This window comes from Bradyrhizobium sp. SZCCHNS3016, from assembly GCF_032484535.1.
Lineage (GTDB): Bacteria > Pseudomonadota > Alphaproteobacteria > Rhizobiales > Xanthobacteraceae > Bradyrhizobium.
The window spans coordinates 66250-91636 of record NZ_JAUETE010000007.1; the positions used below are offsets into that span (position 1 = coordinate 66250).

The 25387-nt window shown below is 64.7% G+C and carries 22 protein-coding genes; 19 read left to right on the forward strand and 3 right to left on the reverse strand.

Features of this window, described 5'->3' with window-relative positions; translation table 11 throughout:
• The first annotated feature begins 6 nt into the window (after window positions 1–6).
• From nuoF to mtnK, 14 genes are all read left to right on the forward strand, one after another.
• On the forward strand, window positions 7–1332 hold the full coding sequence (gene nuoF, locus QW881_RS15205) for an NADH-quinone oxidoreductase subunit NuoF (protein WP_315756755.1): 1326 nt from the start codon (window positions 7–9) through the stop codon (window positions 1330–1332).
• A 103-nt stretch (window positions 1333–1435) separates the two neighbouring features.
• Window positions 1436–3505, forward strand: a complete 2070-nt coding sequence (gene nuoG / locus QW881_RS15210) for an NADH-quinone oxidoreductase subunit NuoG (protein WP_315756754.1) — start codon at window positions 1436–1438, stop codon at window positions 3503–3505.
• A 10-nt stretch (window positions 3506–3515) separates the two neighbouring features.
• Window positions 3516–4586, forward strand: a complete 1071-nt coding sequence (gene nuoH / locus QW881_RS15215) for an NADH-quinone oxidoreductase subunit NuoH (protein WP_315756753.1) — start codon at window positions 3516–3518, stop codon at window positions 4584–4586.
• Window positions 4587–4593: 7 nt separating this feature from the next.
• Entirely contained in the window at window positions 4594–5082 is a 489-nt protein-coding gene (gene nuoI, locus QW881_RS15220; protein ID WP_006611003.1) for an NADH-quinone oxidoreductase subunit NuoI, read from the forward strand.
• Window positions 5083–5286: 204 nt separating this feature from the next.
• Window positions 5287–5925, forward strand: coding sequence for an NADH-quinone oxidoreductase subunit J (locus tag QW881_RS15225; RefSeq protein ID WP_315756752.1), 639 nt, complete (start codon window positions 5287–5289; stop codon window positions 5923–5925).
• A complete protein-coding gene (gene nuoK, locus QW881_RS15230; RefSeq protein ID WP_315711558.1) occupies window positions 5922–6230 on the forward strand; it encodes an NADH-quinone oxidoreductase subunit NuoK in 309 nt (102 codons plus the stop codon). Before QW881_RS15225 ends, nuoK begins: the two co-directional genes overlap by 4 nt.
• 65 nt (window positions 6231–6295) lie before the next feature.
• Window positions 6296–8368, forward strand: a complete 2073-nt coding sequence (gene nuoL, locus QW881_RS15235) for an NADH-quinone oxidoreductase subunit L (protein ID WP_315756751.1) — start codon at window positions 6296–6298, stop codon at window positions 8366–8368.
• Window positions 8365–9873, forward strand: a complete 1509-nt coding sequence (locus tag QW881_RS15240; RefSeq protein WP_315756750.1) for an NADH-quinone oxidoreductase subunit M — start codon at window positions 8365–8367, stop codon at window positions 9871–9873. The genes nuoL and QW881_RS15240 overlap by 4 nt, the downstream gene beginning before the upstream one ends.
• Window positions 9874–9902: 29 nt before the next feature.
• Entirely contained in the window at window positions 9903–11330 is a 1428-nt protein-coding gene (gene nuoN, locus QW881_RS15245) for an NADH-quinone oxidoreductase subunit NuoN (RefSeq protein ID WP_315756749.1), read from the forward strand.
• Window positions 11331–12134 (forward strand): biotin--[acetyl-CoA-carboxylase] ligase, encoded by an 804-nt coding sequence (locus QW881_RS15250; RefSeq protein ID WP_315756748.1) that lies wholly within the window; start codon window positions 11331–11333, stop codon window positions 12132–12134.
• The gene (locus QW881_RS15255) at window positions 12135–13805 is read left to right on the forward strand and encodes a ribonuclease J (protein ID WP_315738261.1); all 1671 of its coding nucleotides are present in this window, start codon (window positions 12135–12137) and stop codon (window positions 13803–13805) included. It abuts the gene before it with no gap.
• A gap of 45 nt (window positions 13806–13850) precedes the next feature.
• Window positions 13851–14255, forward strand: a complete 405-nt coding sequence (gene mce, locus QW881_RS15260; protein WP_315711564.1) for a methylmalonyl-CoA epimerase — start codon at window positions 13851–13853, stop codon at window positions 14253–14255.
• 15 nt (window positions 14256–14270) lie between these two features.
• A complete protein-coding gene (locus QW881_RS15265; protein ID WP_315756747.1) occupies window positions 14271–14546 on the forward strand; it encodes a DUF1467 family protein in 276 nt (91 codons plus the stop codon).
• Between the two features lie 102 nt (window positions 14547–14648).
• The gene (mtnK, locus tag QW881_RS15270; protein WP_315756746.1) at window positions 14649–15950 is read left to right on the forward strand and encodes an S-methyl-5-thioribose kinase; all 1302 of its coding nucleotides are present in this window, start codon (window positions 14649–14651) and stop codon (window positions 15948–15950) included.
• A 254-nt stretch (window positions 15951–16204) separates the two neighbouring features.
• On the opposite strand, the gene QW881_RS15275 is transcribed toward mtnK, so the two are convergent.
• The 3 genes from QW881_RS15275 to QW881_RS15285 are packed head-to-tail and all read right to left on the reverse strand — an operon-like array spanning window position 16205 to window position 19792.
• Window positions 16205–17242, reverse strand: a complete 1038-nt coding sequence (locus QW881_RS15275; RefSeq protein ID WP_315738257.1) for an ABC transporter permease — start codon at window positions 17240–17242, stop codon at window positions 16205–16207.
• A 10-nt stretch (window positions 17243–17252) separates the two neighbouring features.
• A complete protein-coding gene (locus tag QW881_RS15280; RefSeq protein WP_315756745.1) occupies window positions 17253–18758 on the reverse strand; it encodes a sugar ABC transporter ATP-binding protein in 1506 nt (501 codons plus the stop codon).
• A gap of 11 nt (window positions 18759–18769) precedes the next feature.
• Window positions 18770–19792, reverse strand: a complete 1023-nt coding sequence (locus QW881_RS15285; RefSeq protein WP_315738255.1) for a sugar ABC transporter substrate-binding protein — start codon at window positions 19790–19792, stop codon at window positions 18770–18772.
• A gap of 197 nt (window positions 19793–19989) precedes the next feature.
• On the opposite strand from QW881_RS15285, the gene QW881_RS15290 reads away from it, so the two are divergent.
• From QW881_RS15290 to QW881_RS15310, 5 genes are all read left to right on the forward strand, one after another.
• Window positions 19990–20835 carry a metallophosphoesterase family protein gene (locus tag QW881_RS15290; protein WP_315756744.1) on the forward strand — a complete coding sequence of 282 codons (846 nt, stop codon included), beginning with the start codon at window positions 19990–19992 and terminating at the stop codon, window positions 20833–20835.
• Between the two features lie 533 nt (window positions 20836–21368).
• Window positions 21369–21734 (forward strand): DUF2946 family protein, encoded by a 366-nt coding sequence (locus QW881_RS15295; protein ID WP_315756743.1) that lies wholly within the window; start codon window positions 21369–21371, stop codon window positions 21732–21734.
• A 138-nt stretch (window positions 21735–21872) separates the two neighbouring features.
• The gene (locus QW881_RS15300; protein WP_315738252.1) at window positions 21873–22391 is read left to right on the forward strand and encodes a copper chaperone PCu(A)C; all 519 of its coding nucleotides are present in this window, start codon (window positions 21873–21875) and stop codon (window positions 22389–22391) included.
• Window positions 22392–22430: 39 nt separating this feature from the next.
• Window positions 22431–22898, forward strand: a complete 468-nt coding sequence (locus QW881_RS15305) for a DUF2946 family protein (protein ID WP_315756742.1) — start codon at window positions 22431–22433, stop codon at window positions 22896–22898.
• A gap of 91 nt (window positions 22899–22989) precedes the next feature.
• A complete protein-coding gene (locus tag QW881_RS15310; protein WP_315756741.1) occupies window positions 22990–25380 on the forward strand; it encodes a TonB-dependent receptor family protein in 2391 nt (796 codons plus the stop codon).
• The last annotated feature ends 7 nt before the right edge of the window (window positions 25381–25387 follow it).

Below are 25387 nucleotides of genomic sequence, written 5' to 3' on the forward strand. Positions count from 1 at the left end.
CTGATCATGCTCGACGACAAGGACCGCATCTTCACCAACCTCTATGGCCTGCACGATTGGGGCCTTGAAGGCGCACGCCGGCGCGGCAGCTGGGACGGCACCAAGGCGCTGATCGAGAAGGGCCGCGACTGGATCATCAACGAGATGAAGGCGTCGGGCCTGCGCGGCCGCGGCGGCGCCGGCTTCCCGACCGGCCTGAAATGGTCGTTCATGCCGAAGGAATCGACCGACGGCCGGCCGAGCTATCTCGTGGTCAACGCCGACGAGTCCGAGCCCGGCACCTGCAAGGATCGCGAGATCATGCGGCATGATCCGCATCATCTCGTCGAGGGCTGTCTGCTCGCCAGCTTCGCGATGAATGCGCATGCCTGCTACATCTATGTGCGCGGCGAGTTCATCCGCGAGCGCGAGCGGCTGCAGGCGGCGATCGACCAGGCTTATGAGGCCAACCTGATCGGCAAGAACAACATCCACGGCTGGCCGTTCGATGTCTACGTCGCCCACGGCGCCGGCGCCTATATCTGCGGCGAGGAGACCGCGCTGCTGGAGAGCCTCGAGGGCAAGAAGGGCCAGCCGCGGCTGAAGCCGCCATTCCCGGCCAATGTCGGCCTCTATGGCTGCCCGACCACGGTCAACAACGTCGAGTCGATCGCGGCGGCGCCGACCATCCTGCGCCGCGGTGCGGCGTGGTTTGCCGGCATCGGCCGTCCGAACAATGTCGGCACAAAACTGTTCTGCATCTCCGGTCACGTCGAGCGGCCCTGCAACGTCGAAGAGGCGATGGGCATCCCGTTCCGCGAGCTGATCGAGAAGCATTGCGGCGGCATCCGTGGCGGCTGGGACAATCTGAAGGCGGTCATCCCCGGCGGCTCGTCCGTGCGCATGGTGCCGGCCGACCAGATCATCGATACGCCGATGGATTTCGACAGCCTGTCGAAGCTGCGCTCCGGCCTCGGCACCGCGGCCGTGATCGTGATGGACAAGTCGACCGACCTGATCCGGGCGATCGCGCGCATCTCCTACTTCTACAAGCACGAGAGCTGCGGCCAGTGCACGCCGTGCCGCGAGGGCACCGGCTGGATGTGGCGCGTGCTGACCCGCATGGCCGAGGGCCGGGCGCACAAGCGCGAGATCGACATGCTGCTCGAGGTCACCAAGCAGATCGAGGGGCACACGATCTGTGCGCTGGGTGACGCCGCGGCGTGGCCGATCCAGGGCCTGATCACGCATTTCCGTCACGAGATCGAAGCGCGGATCGACCAGTATTCGCACAAGGCCGATGTCGACGACGTCGGCGTGCGCGATCCCGCGCACATGGTGGCGGCGGAGTAGGCGATGGCAGGCCGACCTGCCAGCAAGGTTTTCCTTCGCGCCTGTCGCGCCTTCACGGTGCGCGACGGCGCGGTGGCTCGTGGTTTGAGAGAGATGTGAGGCAATGACCAAGATCATCATCGATGGCAAAGAGATCGATGTGCCGCCGGAGTACACGCTGCTGCAGGCGTGCGAGGCGGCAGGCGCCGAGATCCCGCGCTTCTGCTATCACGAGCGGCTGTCGATCGCCGGCAACTGCCGGATGTGCCTCGTCGAGGTGAAGGGCGGACCGAAACCGGTCGCGAGCTGCGCCTGGGGCGTGCGCGATTGCCGGCCGGGCCCGAAGGGCGAGCCGCCGGAAATTTCGACCCGGTCGCCGATGGTCAAGAAGGCACGCGAAGGCGTGATGGAATTCCTTCTGATCAACCATCCGCTCGACTGCCCGATCTGCGACCAGGGCGGCGAGTGCGACCTGCAAGACCAGGCGATGGGCTATGGTGTCGACACCAGCCGCTTCGCCGAGAACAAGCGCGCGGTCGAGGACAAGTACCTCGGCGCGCTGGTCAAGACCTCGATGAACCGCTGCATCCAGTGCACGCGCTGCGTCCGCTTCTCGGCGGAGGTCTGCGGCGTGCCGGAGATGGGCGCGATCGGCCGTGGCGAGGATATGGAGATCACGACCTATCTGGAGCAGGCGCTGAGCTCGGAGCTGCAGGGCAATCTGGTCGATATCTGCCCGGTCGGTGCGCTGACCTCGAAGCCCTACGCCTTCGCCGCACGCCCTTGGGAGCTCGGCAAGACGCAGTCGATCGACGTCATGGATGGGCTCGGCTCGGCGATCCGGGTCGACACCCGCGGCCGCGAGGTGATGCGCATCCTGCCGCGCATCAACGATGCCGTGAACGAGGAGTGGATCTCGGACAAGACGCGGCACGTCGTCGACGGCCTGCGGACGCAGCGGCTCGATCGTCCTTATGTCCGCGAGGATGGCAAGCTGCGCCCGGCCTCCTGGTCCGAGGCGTTCAAGACGATCGCGACCAAGCTGTCGCGCATCGACGGCAAGCGCATCGGCGCGATTGCCGGCGATCTCGCCGCAGTCGAGGAGATGTACGCGCTCAAGGATCTGCTCGCAAAGCTCGGCTCGACCAATGTCGCGGTGCAGGGCGGGGACAGCTTCGATGCCAAGCTCGGCCGTGCGTCCTACCTGTTCAATCCGACCATCGCCGGCATCGAGCAGGCCGATGCGATCCTGATCGTCGGTGCCAATCCGCGCAAGGAAGCGGCTGTGCTCAACGCCCGCATCCGCAAGCGTTGGCGCTCAGGTCAGCTCAAAGTCGGCGTCGTCGGTCCCAAGGCCGATCTGACCTATGCGTACGAGCACATCGGCGCCGGCACCGACTCCCTGAGCGACGTCGCTGCCGGCAAGCATTCGTTCGCGACCACCTTCCGTAACGCCAAGAACCCCATCGTGCTGGTCGGCGCCGGCGCCGCCGCGCGCCACGACGGTGCGGCGATCCTGTCGCTGGCCGCCAAGATCGCGATGGACGTCAACGCCGTGCGCGACGACTGGAACGGTTTTGCGGTGCTGCACGATACGGCGTCGCGGGTCGGCGCCCTCGACATCGGCTTCAACGGCACCGGCCTCACGGCCGCGCAGATGACGACGTTCGGCACCATGGACGTGATGGTCCTGCTCGGCGCCGACGAGGTCGAGGTGCCCGAGGGCGTCTTCGTCGTCTACATCGGCACCCATGGCGACCGCGGCGCGCATCGCGCCGACGTGATCCTGCCGGGTGCGGCCTATACCGAGAAGTCGGGCCTCTACGTCAACACCGAGGGCCGGGTGCAGATGGCCGGCCGGGCGTCGTTCCCGCCGGGCGAGGCACGCGAGGACTGGGCGATCATCCGCGCGCTGTCCGACGTGCTCGGCAAGAAGCTTGGCTACGACTCGCTGGCCGCTCTGCGCGCTGCGATCATCAAGGCCGTGCCGCATCTCGGCCGCATCGACCAGATCGAGGCGGGCAAGATCGCCGACATCAAGACCCTGGCGGGCAAGGGCGGCAACCTCGAGAAGGCGCCGTTCAAGCCGCTGATCGACGACTTCTATCTCACCAACCCGATCGCGCGCGCATCGGCGGTCATGGCGGAATGCTCCCGCCTGGCCTCCGGGCAGATGCTGACGGCAGCGGAGTGAGCGTGACCTGATGGCTGATTTCTTTGCTAGCTCGTTCTGGACCGGCTTTCTCTGGCCGCTGATCATCATGGTCGCGGAGAGCGTCCTGCTGCTCGTCCTTCTTCTGGTGGCGATCGCCTACATCCTGCTGGCTGACCGCAAGATCTGGGCGGCGGTGCAGATCCGGCGCGGTCCCAACGTGGTCGGCCCCTGGGGGCTGTTCCAGTCCTTCGCCGACCTGCTCAAGTTCGTGCTCAAGGAGCCGATCATTCCGGCCGGCGCCAACAAGGGCGTGTTCCTGCTGGCGCCGCTGGTCTCCTGCGTTTTGGCGCTGGCGGCCTGGGCGGTGATCCCGACCAATCTCGGTTGGGCGATCGCCGACATCAATGTCGGCATCCTTTTCATCTTCGCGATCTCGTCGCTGTCGATCTACGGCATCATCATGGCCGGCTGGTCGTCGAACTCGAAGTACCCGTTCCTGGCGGCGCTGCGTTCGGCGGCGCAGATGGTCTCCTACGAGGTCTCGATCGGCTTCGTGATCATCACGGTGCTGCTCTGCGCCGGCACCCTGAATCTCTCAGCGGTGGTCGAGGCGCAGCATGCGCGCGGTCTCGCCAGCCTGATCGGCCTGCCGCAGTTGACGATCCTGAACTGGTACGTCTGGCCGCTGTTCCCGATGTTCGTGGTGTTCTACGTCTCGGCGCTGGCCGAGACCAACCGTCCGCCGTTCGATCTGGTGGAGGCGGAATCGGAGCTCGTCGCCGGCTTCATGGTGGAATACGGCTCGACGCCGTACCTGCTGTTCATGCTCGGCGAGTATGTCGCGATCACCACGATGTGTGCGCTGGCGACGATCCTGTTTTTGGGCGGCTGGCTGCCGCCGATCGACCTGCCGCCGTTCAACTGGGTGCCGGGCGTCATCTGGTTCTCGCTCAAGCTGTTCTTCATGTTCTTCCTGATCGCGATGGCGAAAGCGATCGTGCCGCGCTACCGCTACGACCAGTTGATGCGACTGGGCTGGAAAGTGTTCCTGCCGCTGTCGCTGGCCATGGTGGTGATCGTCGCGGGCGTGCTGCACTTCGCCGGCATCGCGCCGAAATGAGGCTGTCATGAACATTTCCGCCACCGCACGGTCGCTGCTGCTGCAGGAGTTCGTCTCGGCGTTCTTCCTCGCGATGCGTTACTTCTTTCAGCCCAAGCCGACCCTGAACTATCCGTTCGAGAAGGGCCCGATCTCGCCGCGCTTCCGCGGCGAGCACGCGCTGCGCCGCTATCCCAATGGCGAGGAGCGCTGCATTGCCTGCAAGCTCTGCGAGGCCGTCTGCCCTGCGCAGGCGATTACCATCGAGGCCGGCCCGCGTCGCAACGACGGCACCCGCCGCACGGTGCGCTACGACATCGACATGGTGAAGTGCATCTATTGCGGCCTGTGCCAGGAGGCCTGCCCGGTCGACGCCATCGTCGAGGGACCAAACTTCGAGTTCGCGACCGAGACCCGCGAGGAGCTGTACTATGACAAGGCCAAGCTGCTCGCGAACGGCGACCGCTGGGAGCGCGAGATCTCCAAAGCCATCGCGCTCGACGCGCCGTACCGCTGAGGGTGTAATCGTGGACATTTGGATGCACATTCCCGCCGCGACGGCAGTCGGCTCTCTCCCCCCTTGTGGGGGAGAGGTGGAGAGGGGGGTAAGCCCCGCACTCTGGACTCGCGGCTTACCCCCCTCCCTAACCCTCCCCCACAAGGGGGGAGGGAACGCAGCGTCATCAGCCGCCCGATTTGTCGCGAACCGCGGGAGCCTCGCATGATCCTTCCTGCGCTCTTCTTCTACCTGTTCGCGGCGGTCTGCGTGGCCTCCGCGGTGATGGTCATCATCTCGAAGAACCCCGTTCACTCGGTGCTCTATCTGATCCTCGCCTTCGTCAACGCCTCCGGCCTGTTCGTGCTGATGGGCGCCGAATTCCTGGCGATGATCCTGGTCGTCGTCTATGTCGGCGCGGTCGCGGTGCTGTTCCTGTTCGTGATCATGATGCTCGACGTCGACTTCACCGAGCTGCGCGAGGGCTTCCTGCAGTACATGCCGATCGGCCTCGTCATCGGCGGCATCTTCCTGTTCGAGCTGCTGCTCACGGTGTCGTACTGGGTCATCAACCCCTCGACGCCGAAGGCGATCACCGCGGCGATCCCGACCAACGTCACCAACACCGAGGCGCTCGGCCTCGTGCTTTATACGAAGTACATCCATTACTTCCAGCTCTCCGGCATGATCCTGCTGGTAGCGATGATCGGCGCGATCGTGCTGACCCTGCGCCACAAGGCGAGCGTCAAGCGTCAGGACATCAACGTCCAGAACGCGCGCACGCCGGAGATGGCGATGGCGGTCCGCAAGGTCGCGGTCGGGCAGGGGCTGCAGGATACGGACGCCGCGGAGTGGGTGAAATGACCATCGGATTGGGACACTACCTCGCCGTCGCGGCGATGCTGTTCACGCTGGGCATCCTCGGCATCTTCCTGAACCGCAAGAACATCATCGTCATCCTGATGTCGGTCGAGCTGATCCTGCTCGCGGTCAACATCAACCTGGTGGCGTTCTCGACCTTCCTGGGCGACATCGTCGGGCAGGTGTTCGCGCTGTTGGTTTTGACAGTTGCGGCGGCGGAAGCCGCGATCGGCCTTGCCGTGCTGGTGGTCTACTTCCGCAACCGCGGCTCGATCGCGGTTGAAGACGTCAATATGATGAAGGGCTAAGGGCGCATGATCCGCACAGATGGGGGCCGGCTCGCCGGCAAGGTCATGCGTAAGGGAACGGGCGAATGATCCAGGCCATTGTCTTTCTGCCGCTGCTGGGTGCGATCCTGGCCGGCCTGATCGCGCTGCTCGGGGCGCATGCGCGCCATCCGAGCGGCGATGTGGTCGAGCATCATCACGACGACGGCCATCACCACGGCGCCGCCGACGCGCAGGCACATGACGATCACGGCCATGGGCACGATGACCATCATGTCGCCGAGCCGCCCGCGGCCGGCACCTGGGCCGCGCAGGTAATCACGACGGCGCTGTTGTTCGTGTCGGCCGGCCTATCCTGGGCGATGCTGATCAGCGTCGGCTTCATGCATCATGAGGCCGGGGTCAAGGAGCTGCTGCCCTGGATCAATTCCGGCGAGCTGCAGGTCTCCTGGGCGCTGCGCGTCGATACGCTGACGGCGGTGATGCTCGTCGTCGTGACCAGCGTGTCCTCGCTCGTGCATCTCTATTCGATCGGCTACATGGACGAGGATCCGAACCGTCCGCGTTTCTTCGCCTATCTCAGCCTGTTCACCTTCGCGATGCTGATGCTGGTGACGGCGAACAACCTCGTGCAGCTGTTCTTCGGCTGGGAGGGCGTCGGTCTCGCCAGCTACCTGCTGATCGGCTTCTGGTTCCAGAAGCCGTCGGCCAACGCTGCCGCCATCAAGGCCTTCGTCGTCAACCGCGTCGGCGATTTCGGCTTTGCGCTCGGCATCTTCGCCGTGTTCCTGTTGGCGAAGTCGACCGACTTCGAGACCATCTTCGCCGCCGCGCCGAGCTTTGCCGGCAAGACCATCAACTTCCTCGGCTGGCATGCCGACGCGCTGACGCTGACCTGCCTGCTGCTGTTCATGGGCGCGATGGGCAAGTCGGCGCAGTTCCTGCTGCACACCTGGTTGCCGGACGCGATGGAAGGTCCGACCCCGGTTTCGGCGCTGATCCACGCCGCGACCATGGTCACCGCCGGCGTGTTCATGGTGGCGCGCCTGTCGCCGCTGTTCGAGCTGGCGCCGAACGCGCAGGCCGTGGTGATGTTCTTCGGCGCCACCACCGCGTTCTTCGCCGCGACCGTCGGCCTCGTGCAGAACGACATCAAGCGCATCGTCGCGTACTCGACCTGCTCACAGCTCGGCTACATGTTCGTGGCGATGGGAGCAGGGGCCTACTCGGTCGGCATGTTCCACCTGTTCACGCACGCCTTCTTCAAGGCCTTGCTGTTCTTAGGGTCCGGCTCGGTGATCTACGCGATGCATCACGAGCAGGACATCCGCAACATGGGCGGCCTGTGGCGCAAGATCCCGTACACCTTCGCGGTGATGACGGTCGGCACGCTGGCGTTGACCGGCTTCCCCGGCTTCGCAGGCTTCTTCTCCAAGGACGCGATCATCGAGGCCGCTTATGCCGCGCACAATCCGTTCGCGACCTACGCGTATTTCCTCACCATTGTCGCCGCCGGCCTGACCTCGTTCTATTCCTGGCGCCTGGTGTTCAAGACCTTCTTCGGCACGCCGCACGACCAGCACCACTACGATGCCGCACATGAGAGCCCGATCTGGATGCTGATCCCGATCGGCGTGCTCGCGGCAGGCTCGATTCTGGCCGGCCTCCCGTTCAAGGGCGTGTTCACCGATCCCCACGGTGTCGAGCATTTCTTCGGCGAGTCGCTGAAGATGAACCCGCACATCCTGGAGGACATGGAGCATATGCCGTTCTGGCTCGCTCAACTGCCGTTCATCATGATGGTGCTGGGCTTTGCGGTGTCCTACTTCTTCTACATTAGTCGTCCGGACATCCCGGAGGAGCTGGCGGCCCAGCAGCCGCTGCTCTACAAGTTCCTGCTCAACAAGTGGTACTTCGACGAGCTGTATGATTTGATCTTCGTCCGTCCTGCGAAGTGGCTCGGCCGCTTCCTCTGGAAGAAGGGCGACGGCTTCGTCATCGACGGGTTCGGTCCGGATGGTGTCTCGGCGCGGGTGCTCGACATCACGCGCAACGTCGTCAAGATCCAGACCGGATATCTCTATCACTATGCCTTTGCCATGCTGATCGGCGTCGCCGGCCTGATCACCTGGTTCATGTTCATGGGGGGCCAGCAATGACCACCTGGCCAATTCTCTCTGTCGTCACCTTCCTGCCCATCGTCGGCGCGCTGCTGATCTATCTGGTGCGCGGCGACGACGAGGCGGCCCGGCGCAACGCGCGCTGGATCGCGCTGTGGACCACGCTGATCACCTTCGCGGTGTCGGTGATCCTGGTGCTGCGCTTCGATTCGGCACAGACCGACTTCCAATTCGTCGAGAAGTCGAACTGGCTGGCGGCCGGCATCAGCTATCACATGGGCGTCGACGGCATCTCGCTGCCGTTCGTGATCCTGACCACCGCTTTGATGCCGTTCTGCATCATCGCGAGCTGGAAGTCGGTCACCAACCGGCTGCGCGAATACATGATGGCGTTCCTGATCCTGGAAACGCTGATGGTTGGCACGTTCTCCGCGCTCGACCTCGTTCTGTTCTATCTGTTCTTCGAGGGCGGCCTGATTCCGATGTTCCTGATCATCGGGGTCTGGGGCGGTCCGCGCCGGGTCTACGCCTCGTTCAAGTTCTTCCTCTACACGCTGCTCGGCTCGGTCCTGATGCTGCTCGCCATCATGGCGCTGTACTGGAACGCCGGCACGACCGACATTCCGACCTTGATGCATACGGCGGTGCCGCGCTCCTTGCAGACCTGGGCATGGCTTGCCTTCTTCGCCTCCTTCGCGGTGAAGATGCCGATGTGGCCGGTTCACACCTGGCTGCCGGATGCGCACGTCGAGGCGCCCACCGCGGGCTCGGTGATTCTCGCCGCGATCCTGCTGAAGATGGGCGGCTACGGCTTCCTGCGCTTCTCGCTGCCGATGTTTCCGCTGGCGTCGCACGACTTCGCGCCGCTGGTCTTTACGCTCTCGGCGATCGCGATCATCTACACCTCGCTGGTCGCGCTGATGCAGGAGGACATCAAGAAGCTCATTGCCTATTCGTCGGTGGCGCATATGGGCTTCGTCACGATGGGCATCTTCGCCGGCACCATGCAGGGCGTGGCCGGGGGCGTGTTCCAGATGATCTCCCACGGCATCGTCTCGGGCGCGCTGTTCCTCTGCGTCGGTATCGTCTACGACCGGATGCACACCCGCGAGATCGCGGCCTATGGCGGCCTCGTCAACCGGATGCCGGTCTATGCGCTGGTGTTCATGGTGTTCACCATGGCCAATGTCGGCCTGCCCGGCACCTCCGGCTTCGTCGGCGAGTTCATGACCCTGCTCGGCACTTTCAAGGTGTCGATCCCGACCGCGTTCTTCGCGACCTTCGGCGTCATCCTCTCGGCGGCCTACGCGCTGTGGCTCTACCGCAAGGTGGTGTTCGGTGCGCTGACCAAGCCGTCGCTGGCCAGCATCAAGGATCTCACCCTGCGTGAGGGCGTGATCCTGTTTCCGCTGGTGGCGCTGACCATCCTGTTCGGCGTTTATCCGAAGCCGATCCTCGATATGTCGGCGGCGTCGGTGCAGCAGCTCGTCAACAACTACAATACCGCCGTGACGGCCGTGAAGGCCGCCGCGCTGCTCCAATGATGAGACCTTGAGGGGTCGGGACACAGACGATGATCGAGAATCTTGGGCCTCAGCTTTGGGTGGTGTTGCCGGAGCTGCTGTTGGCCGTGGGGGCCATGGCGCTGTTGATGCTGGGCGCGTTTCGCGGGCAGGGGACGACGGGGCTCGTCACCTGGCTGGCGGTCGCTCTGCTGATCGTGGTCGGCATCCTGGTGCTCAGGCAGCCGGGCGGCCAGGCGTTCGGCGGCAGCTTCATCGCTGACAGCTACGCGCGCTTCCTGAAGATCCTGGCGCTGATCGGCTCGATCGCGACGCTGATCATGTCGGTCGAATTCCTGTCGGCGCCGGACCGCCGCATCTTCGAATATGCGATCCTGGTGCTGCTCTCGACCTTGGGCATGCTGGTGCTGATCTCGGCCGGCGACCTGATCACGCTCTACCTCGGTCTCGAGCTGATGTCGCTCGCGCTCTACGTTGTCGCGGCCAGCCATCGTGACAACGTCAAGTCGACAGAGGCCGGCCTGAAGTACTTCGTGCTGGGCGCGCTGTCCTCCGGCATGCTGCTCTACGGCGCCTCGCTGATCTACGGCTTCACCGGCACGGTGAGCTTTGCCGGGATCGCAGCGGCGACGAAGAGCGGCAGCGTCGGCATCATATTTGGCCTGGTGTTCCTGTTTGCCGGCATGTGCTTCAAGGTCTCGGCGGTGCCGTTCCACATGTGGACGCCGGACGTCTATGAAGGCGCGCCGACGCCGGTGACGGCGTTCTTCGCCTCCGCGCCCAAGGTCGCGGCGATGGCCGTGTTCGCGCGCGTCGCGCTGACCGCGTTCCCCGGCATCACCTTCCAATGGCAGCAGATCATCGTGTTCGTCTCGATCGCCTCGATGGCGCTCGGCTCGTTCGCCGCGATCGGCCAGACCAACATCAAGCGCCTGATGGCCTATTCGTCGATCGGCCACATGGGCTTCGCGCTGGTCGGTCTCGCCGCCGGTACGGTCGAGGGCGCGCAGGGCGTGCTGACCTACATCGCGATCTACGTCGCGATGACGCTCGGCTCCTTCGCCGTGATCATGGCGATCAAGCGCAACGGCCAGTCGTTCGAGAAGATCAGCGATTTTTCGGGACTTTCGCGCACCAATCCGCTGCTCGCCTTCTTCTTCGCGATGCTGCTGTTCTCGCTGGCCGGCGTTCCTCCGCTCGCGGGCTTCTTCGCCAAATGGTACGTGTTCGTTGCCGCGATCAAGGGCGGGCTGTTCACACTGTCGGTGATCGGCGTCCTTACCAGCGTGGTCGGCGCCTACTATTATCTGCTGATCGTCAAGACGATGTATTTCGACGAGCCGCTGCCGACGCTCGATCCGGTCAGGATCGAGCTGCGCACCGTGCTCGCGATCTCCGGCGTCTTCAACATCCTGTTCTTCGCCTATCCCGGCCCGCTCGTCAGCGCGGCCGCGGCCGCGGCGAAATCGCTGTTCTAGATGACGTTTGCGCTAGGGTCCCAGGCCGCCAAGGCTGGCTACGGACTCGTCACGTTCGACCAGACCGGCTCGACCAATGTCGAGGCGCTGAAGTCGGCCCGAGAGGGCGGCAGGGCGTCATGCTGGTTCGTCACATCGGAGCAGACGGCCGGGCGCGGCCGGCGCCAGCGTCCGTGGATCGCCCCGCGTGGCAATCTGGCCTCGAGCGTGCTGGAAGTGCTGAACGTGGCTCCTGCGATCGCAGCCACACTCGGCTTTGCCGCAGGCCTCTCCATCGAGAGCGCGTTGCGCCAGGTGAGCATCGAGGCTGCGCTGCGGTCCGGAGCACACGCGTCATTTGCGCTGAAATGGCCGAACGACGTTCTCGTTGACGGTCGCAAGATCGTCGGCATGCTGCTCGAGGCGGAGCAGGTGGCTGGCGGATTGGCGGTGGTTGCCGGCATCGGAACCAACGTGGTGGCGGCGCCGCCGGATACCCCGACACCGGCGGTATCGTTGGCGGGCCTCGGCATCCAGGTGACCGCCGAGGACCTGTTCTCGGCGCTGTCGGATGCCTGGGTCGAATATTTCGGCATCTGGAACGAGGGGCGGGGCTTCGGTGACATCCGACGGCTCTGGCTGGAGCGGGCGGCAGGCCTCGGCCAGCCGGTCGCCATCAGGTCCGGACATGCTATCATCGAGGGGATTTTCGACACGATCGACGAACAGGGTTGTATGCTGGTGCGGACCGCGGAGGGACGATTGGAGCCGATCACGGCCGGTGATGTTCATTTCGGCTCGGTCGCATCCAAAGGAGCGGTCTAGATGGCACGTCCCGACGAACTGACATTTGCGCCGCTCGGAGGTGTCGGCGAGATCGGCATGAACCTGTCGATCTACGGGCTCGGCAATCGCCACCAGCGCTCGTGGCTCGCGATCGATCTTGGCGTCTCCTTCGGTGATGAGGAGCATCTGCCGGGCATCGACCTGATCATGCCCGACGTCGCCTTCCTGGAGAAGGAGCGCAACAACCTGGTCGGCCTCGTGCTGACCCACGCGCATGAGGACCATTTCGGCGCCATCATCGATCTGTGGCCGCGGCTGAAATGCCCGATCTACGCGACCAAGTTCAGCGCCGCGCTGTTCGAGGCCAAGTGCGAGGCCGAACGGCTTCCGGCCAAGATCCCGGTCAAGGTGATCCCCTCCGGCGGCCGCGTCGACATCGGTCCGTTCAACGTCGAGTTCATTCCGGTCGCGCATTCGATCCCTGAATCGCACGCGCTGGCGATCCACACCGAGGTCGGCACCGTCCTGCACACCGGTGACTGGAAGATCGATCCGACGCCGGTGTTGGGCGCGCCGACGGATGAGAAGCGGCTGCGCGAGCTCGGCGACGCCGGACTTCTCGCCTTGATCGGGGATTCCACCAACGCGGTGCGCGAGGGACGCTCGCCGTCGGAGGCCGAGGTTGCCAAGACGATTACGACCCTGGTCAAGGAGGCGCGCGGCCGCGTGGCCGTGACCACCTTCGCCTCCAACGTCGCGCGTATCCGCGCCGTCGCCGAAGCGGCGCGCGCGGCCGAGCGCGAGGTCGTCATCGTCGGCCGCGCCATGGAGCGCGTGGTCCAGGTCGCGCGCGAGACCGGTTATCTCGATGGCGTGCAGAACTTCCGCGGCATGGATCTCTACGGCCATTTCCCGGCCGACAAGGTGCTCGCGCTGTGCACGGGCAGCCAGGGCGAGCCGCGCGCCGCGCTCTCGCGCATCGCCAATGACGATCATCCGCTGGTCACCTTGAACAAGGGCGACACTGTCATCTTCTCGTCGCGCACCATCCCCGGCAACGAGAAGGCGGTCGGTGCCGTCATCAACGGGCTGGTGCAGCAGGGTATCGAGATCATCACCGACCGCAATCATCTGGTTCATGTCTCCGGCCATCCGCGCCGCGACGAGCTGCGCGACATGATCGCGTGGACGCGGCCGCAGCTCTTGATCCCCGTCCATGGCGAGGCGCTGCATCTCCACGAGCATGCGCGGCTGGCGCGCGCCTGCGGCGTGCCCAAGGTGATCACCTGCCGCAACGGCGATCTCGTCAAGCTCGGTCCCGGCGATCCCGGAATCATCGACCAGCTGCCGGCAGGGCGCCTCTACAAGGACGGCAGCATCGTCGAGGATTCGAAGTCGCGCGCCGTGGTCGAGCGTCGCAAGATGGCCTTTGCCGGCTGCATCTTCGTGGCGCTCGCCATCACCGAGAAGGGCGAGCTGGCCGACGATCCGGAAGTCGACATGGTCGGCATCCCCGAGAAGAATGCGGCGGGCGAGGAGATGGACGACATCGTCTTCGATGCTGTCGTTTCGACCTTCGAAGGGCTGCCGCGGGCGCGCCGACGCGATCCGGACGCAGCGGCAGAATCCGTCCGGCGGGCGGTGCGTTCGGCGGTCAATGAGCAATGGGGCAAGAAGCCGATCTGTCTGGTTCACGTCCTGGAAGTCTGACGCAGGCCGATCAAACGGCGGTTCAAAAGAAAAGTGGAGGATGTCATGCTGGGCCGGCTCAACCACGTCGCCATCGCGGTCAAGGACGCGGAAAAGGCCGCCAGGATTTATGGCGCGGCATTCGGTGCTGAGATTTCGGCGGCGGTACCGCTGCCGGAGCATGGCGTGATCACGGTGTTCGTCACTCTGCCCAACACCAAGATCGAGTTCATTCAGCCGCTGGGCGAAGCGTCGCCGATCGCGAAGTTTCTCGAGCGCAATGCGGATGGCGGCATCCATCACGTCTGCTACGAGGTGGCCGACATCATCGCCTCGCGCGACACGCTGATCAAGGAGGGCGCCCGCGTGCTCGGCGACGGCCAGCCGAAGATCGGCGCCCATGGCAAGCCGGTGCTGTTTCTGCATCCGAAGGATTTTTCCGGCGCGCTCGTCGAGATCGAGCAGGCCTGAGGCAGCGGGGCGATCATGGCCTATACGATCTCTACCTGGCTCGCGATCTACTTCGTGCTGTGGTGGGTCATGCTGTTCGTGACCCTGCCGTTCGGCGTGCGCAGCCAGCACGAGACGGGCGGCGGCTCGCCCGGCACCGATCCCGGGGCGCCGACCATCAGCCTGATGGGACGCCGCCTGATCTGGACCACGCTGCTGTCGGCCGTGATCTTCGGCCTTGCGCTGGTGGCCTACCAGGCCGGCTATCTCAGCATCGAGCGGCTGTCGAGGCTGATGGGGATTCCGTTCTAGCTGCCACTCGCATCGCACAACGTTCTCTCGAAGCCGATGCGCGGACGCGCGTCGGCTTTTTTGCTATAGGAGGTCAAAACAAGTTCGACAGGGAGGTTGCGCGTGACGACATCGGCCGGAGCGGGGCAGGGGACGCCATCGGGCTATCGCATTCTGAACGAAACGGATATTCGCAACTATCTCGCCGCGACGCCGGCGGTCGCGGCCCAGCTCGGCGGGCCGGCCGAGCGCTGGTCCATCACCGAGGTCGGCGACGGCAATCTCAACCTCGTCTTCATCGTCAAGGGATCGGCCGGCGGGCTCGCGGTGAAGCAGGCGTTGCCCTATGTGCGCTTGGTCGGCGAGAGCTGGCCGCTGCCGCTGTCGCGTGCGCACTTTGAGCATCTGGCGCTCACGCATCAGGGCCGATTGGCACCCGGGTTGGTGCCGGCCATCGTCCATCACGATGCGCCCCTTGCCTTGACGGCGATGGAGCTGCTCGAGCCCCACATCATTATGCGCAAGGGCATGGTCGCGGGCACGATCTATCCCGCCTTCGTCGATCACATCACGACCTTCATGGCGCGGACGCTGTTCTTCTCGTCCGACCTCGCGCTCTCTGCCGCCGCGAAGAAGGAGGCGATCGCGAGCTTCGCCGGCAATCACGCGCTGTGCAAGATCACGGAGGACCTGATCTTCACCGATCCCTATCGGATCGCTGAGCAGAACCGCTGGACCTCACCATGGCTCGACGCGACCGCGGCCGACATTCGTGCCGATCTCGATCTTCATGTCGCGGTCTCCCGGCTGAAGCTGAAGTTCTTGTCGAGCGCCGAGGCGCTGATCCATGGCGACCTACACACCGGATCGATCATGGTCACGGAGACTGAGACCCGGGTGATCGATCCGGAATTCGCCTTCTACGGCCCGATGGGCTTCGACGTCGGTGCTGTCCTGGCCAACTTGTTGATGGCCTATTTTGCGTCGGCCGGACACGAGCGCGCGCCCGGCGACAGGGCGGCATTCGAGGGCTGGGTGCTGATCACCGTGGATCAGGTGTGGAGCGCGTTCGCGGGCAAGTTCCTGGCGCTGTGGCGCAGCGAGGCCACCGGCGATGCCTATCCGCTCTCGCTGTTTCCCGGTGAAGCAGGAACTGCGCGGCTTGAGGCCGAACGTCAGGCCTTCATGGCGCGCCTGTTCCAGGATGCCGTCGGATTTGCAGCCGCGAAGATCATCCGCCGTATTCTCGGCCTGGCGCACAACATCGATTTCGAGCTGATCGAGGATGAGAAGCGGCGCGCGACCTGCGAGGCGCGGGCATTGCGCTTGGCCCGAACGCTGATGGTGGAGACGGCATCGTTCACGTCGATCGAGGCCGTGACACGCGCCGCGCGCGAACTGCATCACTGGCAGCCGGGTTTTTGATTCACGGGGTCAACGTCATTGCGAGGAGCAAAGCGACGAAGCAATCCAGAATCTTCGCAAGCTTCTGGAGTGCTTCGCTTCGCTCGCAATGACGGAAACAGATGCGTAGGGTGGGCAAAGGCGCGCGGCGACGGTCTGTCGTCGTTTGCACTATCAGATCGCGCCGTGCCCACCATGTCTCACGTGCCACGTAGCTCGATGGTGGGCACGCGACCGCCTGACGGCGGTCGCTTTGCCCACCCTACGACACACGCTCAATCCGCCGCCTTGGCGCGCAGCCGCTGCGCGTAGACGTTGATCACCAGCGCGGCGAGCAGGATCAGGCCGCGGATCAGAATCTTCAGGAAACTGTCGATGTTGACGTGGTCGAGGCCGTTGTTGAGCACGCCGAGCACGAACAGGCCGACGATGGTGTTGCCGATGCCGCCGCGGCCGCCGAACAGGCTGGTGCCGCCGACCACGACGGCGGCGATCGAATCCAGCAGGTAGGTGTCGAACTCGTTCTGCTGCGCGCTGCCGAAATGCGCCACGCCGAGCATGCCGCCGATCCCCGAGCAGACGGCCGAGATCACCATGACGCTGCCGAGGATCAGCTTGACGTTCAGCCCCGAATATTCCGCCGCCTCGCGGTTGCCGCCGACCATGTAGACGTAGCGGCCGAACCGCGTGTAGGTCAGCACGAGGTGACCGAGCAACAGCATCAGGGCGGCCACGATCACGATCCAGGGCACGCCCGCGACGGAGCCGGAGCCGAGCGTCGTGATGATGGGCGGCACCTTGTAGGCGATCTGGCCGCGCACCAGCATGGCCGAAATGCCTGCGGCGATCTGCATCATCGCGAGCGTCATGATGAACGAGGGAATGCCGATCACGGTCAGGCCGAAGGCGTTGACCACGCCAAGCAGCGCGCAGAGCGCCAGCGCGAGCAGGATGGCGGCAAAGCCGGGCATCGGCAAATTGGCGATGTTGACGTAGGACTCCTGCAAGGTGAAATAGGCCACCGCGATGCCGGTCACGTTGGCGATGGCAGCGATCGACAGGTCGATCTCGGCGCACAGGATCACGAAAGTCAGTCCGACCGCGATGATGCCGGTCACCGACACCTGGGTCAGGATGTTGCCGACATTGTCGAGCGTGGCGAAGGATGGACTCGCGATTGCGAAGAACGCGGTGAGGAAGATCAGCGTCAGGAATGGCGCGATGTTGCGCATCTGCGAGCGCAGCAGCGCTGCGACCCCGCCGGCGCGTCGCGGTTGCGCCTCCGGCATCGGAACGGTCTCGCCATGCGCCATGACAATCTCCCTACGCCGCCTCGAGCAGACGGTCTTTGCTGATGGTCTCGCCGGCGAATTCGCGCACGACCTCGCCGCGCTTGAGCACGATGACGCGATCGGCCAGTGACAGGACAGTCTCCGGCTCCGTCGAGAGCACGATGACGGCAATGCCCTGGTCGCGCAGTTTCCGCACGATCTGGATCACGTCGCTCTTGGCGCCAACATCCATGCCGCGGGTCGGCTCGCACAGCACCAGGAGCCGGGGCGGGTGGCTGAGCCATTTGGCCAGCGCGACCTTCTGCTGGTTGCCGCCCGAGAGCAGGCCGAGGTCGATCTCGACGTCGGCGGGACGGATCTGCAACTGCTCGACCTGGCGCTTCGCGAGCGCGCGCTCGCGCGCCGGCTTCAGCAGTACCGCGTTGATCCGGTCGAGGATGCTGATCGAGACGTTCTTGTAGACGGGCTCCTGCAGGAACAGCATGTCGCGGCGGCTCTCGGGCACGAAGGCGATGCCGGCGCGGCGCGCATCCGCCGTGCTCTTGAAGCGGTTGCGCTCGCCCGAGACGCGCAGCTCGCCGGCGTCGGGCGCGAGCTTGCCGAACAGGATCCGCGCCAGCTCGAGCTGGCCGCAGCCCATGAAGCCGTAGATGCCGAGCACCTCTCCGGCATGCACCGAAAATGAGACGCGCTTCAAGTTGCGCGCCAGCGACAAGCCCGCGGCCTCGACCACCACCGGCTTGTCGGCCGGCGGCGCGGGCAGGGTGATGTCGTGGGTGTAGCTGTCCTCCAGCGCATCGCGGCCCTTGCCGATCATGGCCTCGATCAGCGCCGCCTTGCTGGTATCGGCCGCACGTGTCTCCATGATCTTGCGACCGTTGCGGAAGACGGTCACCACATCGGAGATGAGCAGAATGTCTTCGATGAAGTGCGAGATGAAGATGATTCCGGTGCCCTGCTCGCGTAGCGCGCGCAAGGTCGCGAACAGCCGTTCGACCTCGGGCGGTGACAGCGCCGAGGTCGGCTCGTCCAGGATGATGATGCGCGCGCCGGAGAACAGCACACGCGCGATCTCGATCAGTTGCTGCAGTCCGATCGGGAGATCGCCGAGCCGGCTCATCGGATCGGCGTCGATCCCGAGCTTCTTGAGCTGTTCGGCGGCCTCGCGCGCCATCCGGCGCCACTGCACGATACCGAGGGCATTGGTCGGCTGGTTGCCGAGAAACACGTTCTCGGCAACCGTGAGATCAGGTGCGACGCTGAGCTCCTGATGCACCATGGCGATGCCGGCCGCACGGGCGTCCCGCACGGAGTTGAAATGAACCTCGCGACCGTCGAGCAGGAAACGGCCGGAGAAGCCGGTGTGCACGCCGGCGATGATCTTCATCAGCGTGCTCTTGCCAGCGCCGTTCTCCCCGACGAGACCATGGATCTCGCCGGGGCGAAGCGTGAAGTCGACGCCGCGCAACGCGGTGACGCCGCCGAACGACTTGGTGATGTCCTGCAATTCCAGAAGAGGCGGGCGGCTGTTCGACATGGGGAGGGACTTCAGATCAGGAAGTGATCCTCCATCCATTGCATGCCGGCGGCATTGGCCTTGGTCACGACGGGCCCGTCGGTGATGACGTGCTTGGGAATGCCCTGGCCGCTCTTTTCGCCGGCGGTGACCGCGGCGACGCCTGCGACGATCGCGCCGCCATGAATACGGCAGGACGGATTGCGGACGGTCGCGAACATGCGGCCCTCGCTGACCGCCTGGATCGCCGGCGGCATGGCGTCGACGCCGCCGATCAGGATGTTGGTGCGGTTGCGCGCCTTCATGATGTTGTAGGCGGCGAGCGCCATGTCGTCATTGTGGAAGAACGCCGCGTCGATCTGCGGATATTTCGTGAGATAGGTCTCCCACAGCCGTGCCGCCTTCGACACGTCCCAGTCGGCCGGCTGCGTGTCCAGCACCTCGATGTTCGGGAACTGCTTGATCACCGAATTGAAGCCCTTGGCACGGCCCTGCGCGCCGGTGTGGCCGAGCGCGCCCTGCGTCATGATGATCTTGCCCTTGCCGCCCATCGCAGTCGCCAGAGCCTGCGTGACCGATGCGCCCATGAACTCGTTGTCGGGCGCCAGGAACGAATGGACGTTGATCTGATCCAGCGGCGCGATCAGCGTGTCCATGTCGATCACGGGAATGCCGGCATCGATCATCTTCTGCACCGGCTGCGTCAGCGTTCCGATGCCGAACGCCTGGATGGCGACGAAATCCCACTTCTGCGACGCCATGTTGTCGATCGCGGCGCGCTGCTTCACCGCATCGAGCTGGCCATCGAACCAGGTGACCTCGACATTGAGCAGCTTGCCCCACCATTCCGCGGCCTGCTTGCCCTGGGCGCACCAGGTCGCCTGCAGGCCGGCATTGGAGAAGGCCGCCTTGAGGGGCTTTTCGGAGCGGCCCATCTCGGCGGCCATCGCCGGATTGATGCCGAAGCCGGCGAGAAGGGCCGCCGCAGAGCCCGCGGCCGTCGCCGCCTGGAGAAGATCGCGCCTCGTCGTGGACGTTCTTTTAGTGCCGGACATCCCGTGCTCCCTGTCCCATCGTTGTCCGGCGGCGTCATTGATCGCGCCGCCGAGAGCAGCAGTGTTTCACAACCCCATTGATCACGCCACAGCCGGATGTTGTGCGTCGCACCGAGCGACTATCGCGCTGCACGCGCGATGTCAGAAAACCGTGATGTGCTCGTGGTACGCGGCAGCGCAGCTTTGGGAGAGAGCCTTTGGCCACGACACGCATTGCCGTGATCGCCGACATCCATCACGGCCGGGATACGCCAACGAAGCGGGGATCGGCGGCGCTGCAATTGCTCGAGCGCTTCGTCACGGAGGTGAACGCCGAAAACATCGATGCGGTCATCGATCTCGGCGACCGGATTTCTGACGAAGATCCCGAGCGCGATCGTCTGCTGCAAAGCGATGTCGCGATGTGTTTTGCAAAGCTCGCGCCGACGCATCATCACGTCAGCGGCAATCATGACGTCGCATTGCTCAGTCTCGCCGACAATGAAGCGATCATGGATCGTCCGAGCGGGTCGCGCACCCTGATCATCGGCGATGTCAGATGCGTGTTCTGGCAACCCGACGTGACTCTCACGCCGACGCGCGGCCTTCGCCTCTCCGCGGGCGATCTCGACGCGCTGGTCCAACTGCTCGCGCAGGATGATCGTCCAACCTTGCTCGTCAGCCACGTGCCATTGTCAGGGCATGCTCAGATCGGCAACTACTACTTCGAAGCCAATCCGGGACACGCGGCCTATGCCGAGACCGACGAAATCCGCACGGCCATCGCGGACGCGCCGTGCCCGATCGTCGCGCTCGCCGGGCATGTTCATTGGAATACCCTGACGACGGTCGATGGCACACCGCATCTGACCTTGCAGTCGCTGACCGAAACGTTCATCTCGGGCGATCCGGCCGAGGCGGCGGGCATTCTCGCGATGGATGATGGTGTGCTGCGCTGGACCGTGACCGGCCGCGAACCGCTGTCGGTGACGCTGCCCTGGCCAGCGGCCAAGGCGCGGTGGCGTGCTCCATTGGCGCGCTTTGCGACGGCTGCGGTGGCCTGATGTGATTGCGTGTTCAGGCGGCGTTCATCCGGCCCGCGATACCGTTAACGGGAAATATTGCGGCGCGCTGCGACGACTGCAAAAAAATAGAGCAGGGCAGCGGGCCCTGCTCGGAAATTGTGTCGACCCTTTAGATATCCCGCAAGTTCAGATTTGATCTTGTTAAGCGGGGTGACGCTGCTTGTTGCGCGCCAGGGCTCCTCCCGAGACTTGGACCACCAGACTTCCGCAAGCGTTAGCCTGAGGCCCAAATTCGTAGACGATCTTTTTGCGTTTGTCATCCTTTTCGGCAACGATTGTTCAAAATTCGCGCACTCTCTGAAATGATCGGTAAGTGCTTGCAATTGACGAGTTTTATTTTCGTGTTTTCTCGTGATGGGTGCTGAATTACCGTGTAAGCCGTCGGCCCATCGGTGGCGACGGGATCGTTCTTAATCAACGACCGCTGGCGAAATGTGCCGACTGTGCCTTGCGCGACCTCGACTCCTGGCGTTCGCTCGGGCACAAGAATTCAGTTCATTTGGCAGGCTTTGATGCGGCAGCGGCTGCAGGCGTTTCTCCCGATCATGCTGATCGCACTGATGGTGCAGATCCTGGCGCCGATCGGTGCTGCCTGGGCGGCGGCTTCAGCCGCGGCTGATCCGCTGCGCGGCCTCGAAGTCTGCCACAGCCAGTCTGGTTCCCAGTCGGTGGACGATGAGTCGCCGGCGAAGCCCGCACTCCACGGCTGTTCGCTGTGCTGCCTGGCGCAGCCGGTCACACTGGATGGGCCGGAGCTGTCCGCCATCGCCACGCCGCAACGGGAATTGGGCGAGGTCGTGTGGCGCGCCGGTGATCCGGCCGGCCGGATCACCAAGGCCTTCTCGAACGCGCAGGCAAGGGCTCCGCCCGCAGCGTGACGCGCTGGCTGCTGTGCGGCCCTTATCTCCCAAATCGCAAAGCCACCGTGCGTTGTCTGCTCGGCCGTGACTGGCGCGCGGACACGCACCAATCGATCGAGCTGCTGGCGCATTGCCGCCAAGAAAAGGATAACCGACATGACCTTCCTCGGACGCTCTCTGCTTGCATTCGCTCTCCTGTTGGGAGGATCTTCTGCCGCCTTCGCCGCGGATGTGAAAGCCGGTGACCTCGTCATCACCCAGCCATGGAGCCGCGCCACGCCGGGCGGCGCCAAGACGGGCGCCGGCTATCTGACCATCGAGAACAAGGGCAGCGCGCCGGACCGCCTCGTCGCAGTGACGGGCGACGTCGCCGGGCGAGTCGAGATTCACGAGATGGCTGTCACCAACGGCGTCATGACCATGCGTCCGCTGGATAAGGGACTCACGATCGAGCCGGGCAAGACCGTCGCGCTGGCGCCGGGCGGCTATCACCTGATGCTGATGGATCTGAAGAGCCCGCTGAAGCAGGGCGACAAGCTGCCGGTCACGCTGGAGTTCGAGAAGGCCGGCAAGGTCGCCGTGACGCTCGAGGTGCAGGCGGTCGGCGCCAAGGGGCCGGGCGGCGAGGGCGGCAGCATGATGAAGCAGCACGATCATTCCGGCATGAAGATGTAGGCCGGGCGCACTGCGACTCCGACGGAGAGGCCGGCCTCGATGCAACGGGTGGTGAACGCTGCCATAGTAGCCGGTTCGCTCGCGAGCCGGCTGGTGGCGGTCGGCCGTGCTCGGGGGCCTGCCGCCCGCTTCCGTCGAAAGCTCGGCCGATATCTGCCGGTCGCCCTGCTAGCAGTGCTGTTGCAGGTGCTGGCGCCAGTGGCGGCGTCCGCCATGACGGCTGTGACGATCGCGAAGGCCGATCCGTTCGGCGGGGTGGTGATCTGTCATGCCGAGACGGATGCGGCGCCATCGAATGGCGATACCGACCGCACCGCCTGCGGCCTCGACTGCGTCATGTGCTGCGTGCTGCACGCCGCCGCGGCGCTCGATGCGCCGCCCGCGCCATTCGATGCGGCTCCGCTGCGTCTGACGGCGTCCATCGTCTGGACTGCGCGCGAGCTCCGCCTCGTTCATCTGCTCGCCCGGGCACAGGCGCAACCAAGAGGACCTCCCTTCCTTTTCTGAGCACAGAAATCGTCATCGGCGCCGCAGCAGCGCGCCAATCCGTTCTGAACCAGGAAGACCGGCCGTGCAGCCGGCATCGGGGAAGTCAAACATGTTCCGTCGTCATGCCCTTGGTGGTGTGAGCGTGCTCGCCCTGCAGCTCATGCTGCTGCAATCGGCCACGATCGCGCGCGCCGAGACCGAGAAGGAATTGCCGTCCGTCACCGTCGACGCGCCGCGCGCCGCGCCACAACGGGCCGTGCGCAAGCCGATCGCGCAAGCAACATCCGTCCGCACTCACGTGCCGAAGCCGCCTGCCGCATCCGTGGCCAGCAGCTCCGGGCAGGGAGGAGCGGTGTCCGACCCAGCCTCGGGTGCCGGCGCCGCCCGCAGCCAGCTCAGCCAGTCGCCGTCCGGCCAGACCGCGACCACGATCGACCGCAGCCGCTACGATGACCGGCCTGCGTTTTCCGTCGGCGACATCCTGCGCGAAAGCCCCGGCGTCTCGCTCAAGCAGGGCAACGGACCGCGCGATCTCGGCATCTCGATCCGCGGCTCCAATGCCCGCAACGGCTTCGGCATCCGCAACATCGTGCTGTTCGAGGACGGCTTTCCCGTCACGCAGCCGGACGGGCTGTCGCGCAGCGACCTGATCGATCCCCACGCCTATGGTGCGGTAGACGTGATCCGCGGGCCGTCCTCGGCGCTCTATGGCAATTACGCGACCGGAGGTGCGATCAACTTCCGCACCCGCCCGGGCGGCAGCATCGACGGTGCGGAGATCGGCAGCGAAGGCGGCAGCTTCGGCTATCTCAGCAACTACATGACGTTCGGCAAGAAGGTCGGCAATTTCGAGGGCTCGCTGTTCACCAGCGACGTCCGCGGCGACGGCTATCTCGGCAACAGCTGGTTCAACACCCAGACCGTCAACTTCCTCGGCACCTACAGGGCGACGCCCGACGACCGCTTCACGGTCAAGATCATCAACAACGACTTGGTCACGCGGCTGCCGCTCCGTTACACGCTGAGCCAATACTATCAAAACCCGTACCAGCAGGGCTGCACCACCTGGGCGTCCAGAGCAGCCGGCTGCGCGACCGTCGGGCTCAACAAGAACGGAATCAATGCGCTCGGTGGAGTGGACCAGGAGACCGCGTTGCAGGCGGGCCTCGGCCGCAACGACCGCCGCACCATCGTCGGGGGCCGCTGGGAGCACGACTTCGACAATAACACGAGCTGGCGCAATCAGTTCGTGTTCGACGACCGCAACATCAGCCAGCCGACCGGCTCGACCAGTGCGATCGGCGATTATCCGTCCTACAACTACATGAGCGACATCACCCGGCGGGGCGAGATCTTCGGCCTGGAATCGACCGCCTTCTTCGGCGCGTTCTACAACACGCTGACCGCGTCGGGAGATACGCGCTTCGTCGTGCCCGGCGGCAACGCGGCGCTCGGCGGCCTCTCGGCCAACACCTGGAGCGAGACCACCAACTACGGCCTGCGGGCGCGCGAGGAGCTCAAGCTGACAGCGGCACTGACGGCGGTGGCCGGTCTCGGCTGGGAGCGTACCCATCTGCGCGGCGTGAACACCGCCTATACCTACGCCGCGACGACAACGACGACGATCACGACGGCGGACCGGAAGTTCGACAATCTCGCTCCCGAGCTGGCGCTGCTCTACCGCGTGAACAGCGACTGGCTTTTGCGCGCCCGCGTTGCCACCGGCTACGGCACGCCGCAGGTCTCGAACCTGTTCGTGTTGCCAACCGGCGATTTCGGCAACAACACCCAGCTGAAGTCGCAGACCAATCTGGGCTACGACGTCGGTTTCGACTGGACGCCGAACCGGTCTCTGACCTTCAGTGCGACGGGCTTCTATGAGTTCTTTCGCAACGAGATCGTCACCCAGGCCGTCACAGGTACGCAAAACACGTCGTACACCTTCAATGCACCGCGCTCGGAGCATCGCGGCGTCGAATTGGCGGCCGACTGGAGGTTTCTGCCGGGCTGGCGGTTCACCGCCGCCTACACCTATCTCGACCAAGTCTACACTGAATATACCGAGAACCTTGCGGGCGGCTCGAAGCTGTTCAGCTTCAACCGCGTTGGCAACAAGATTCCCGGCATCTCGCCGAACGAGCTGACCGCACGGCTCGGATACGATCACCATAGCGGGAGGCTCGCGGGGCTTGGTGCCTTCGTCGAGGTCCAGTGGAAGGATTCCTTCTATATGGACAACGCCAATCTGCTGAAGGCACCGGGCTATGAGCTCGTCAATCTGAACGTCCACTACAAGACCGAGCTCGCCTCGGACACCTTCAAGTCGACGAGCGTCTTCTTCGAGGTCCGCAATGTGTTTGATCGCACCTACATCGCATCGGCGAACAATCTGCAGAACACGGTGACGGGCACTGGCGTGCAGGGGCTGGCAGGCACCGGGACGATCTACGCCGGCTCACCGCGCGCCTTTTTGGCTGGCATGAAGGTGGCATTCCGATGAGGACCGA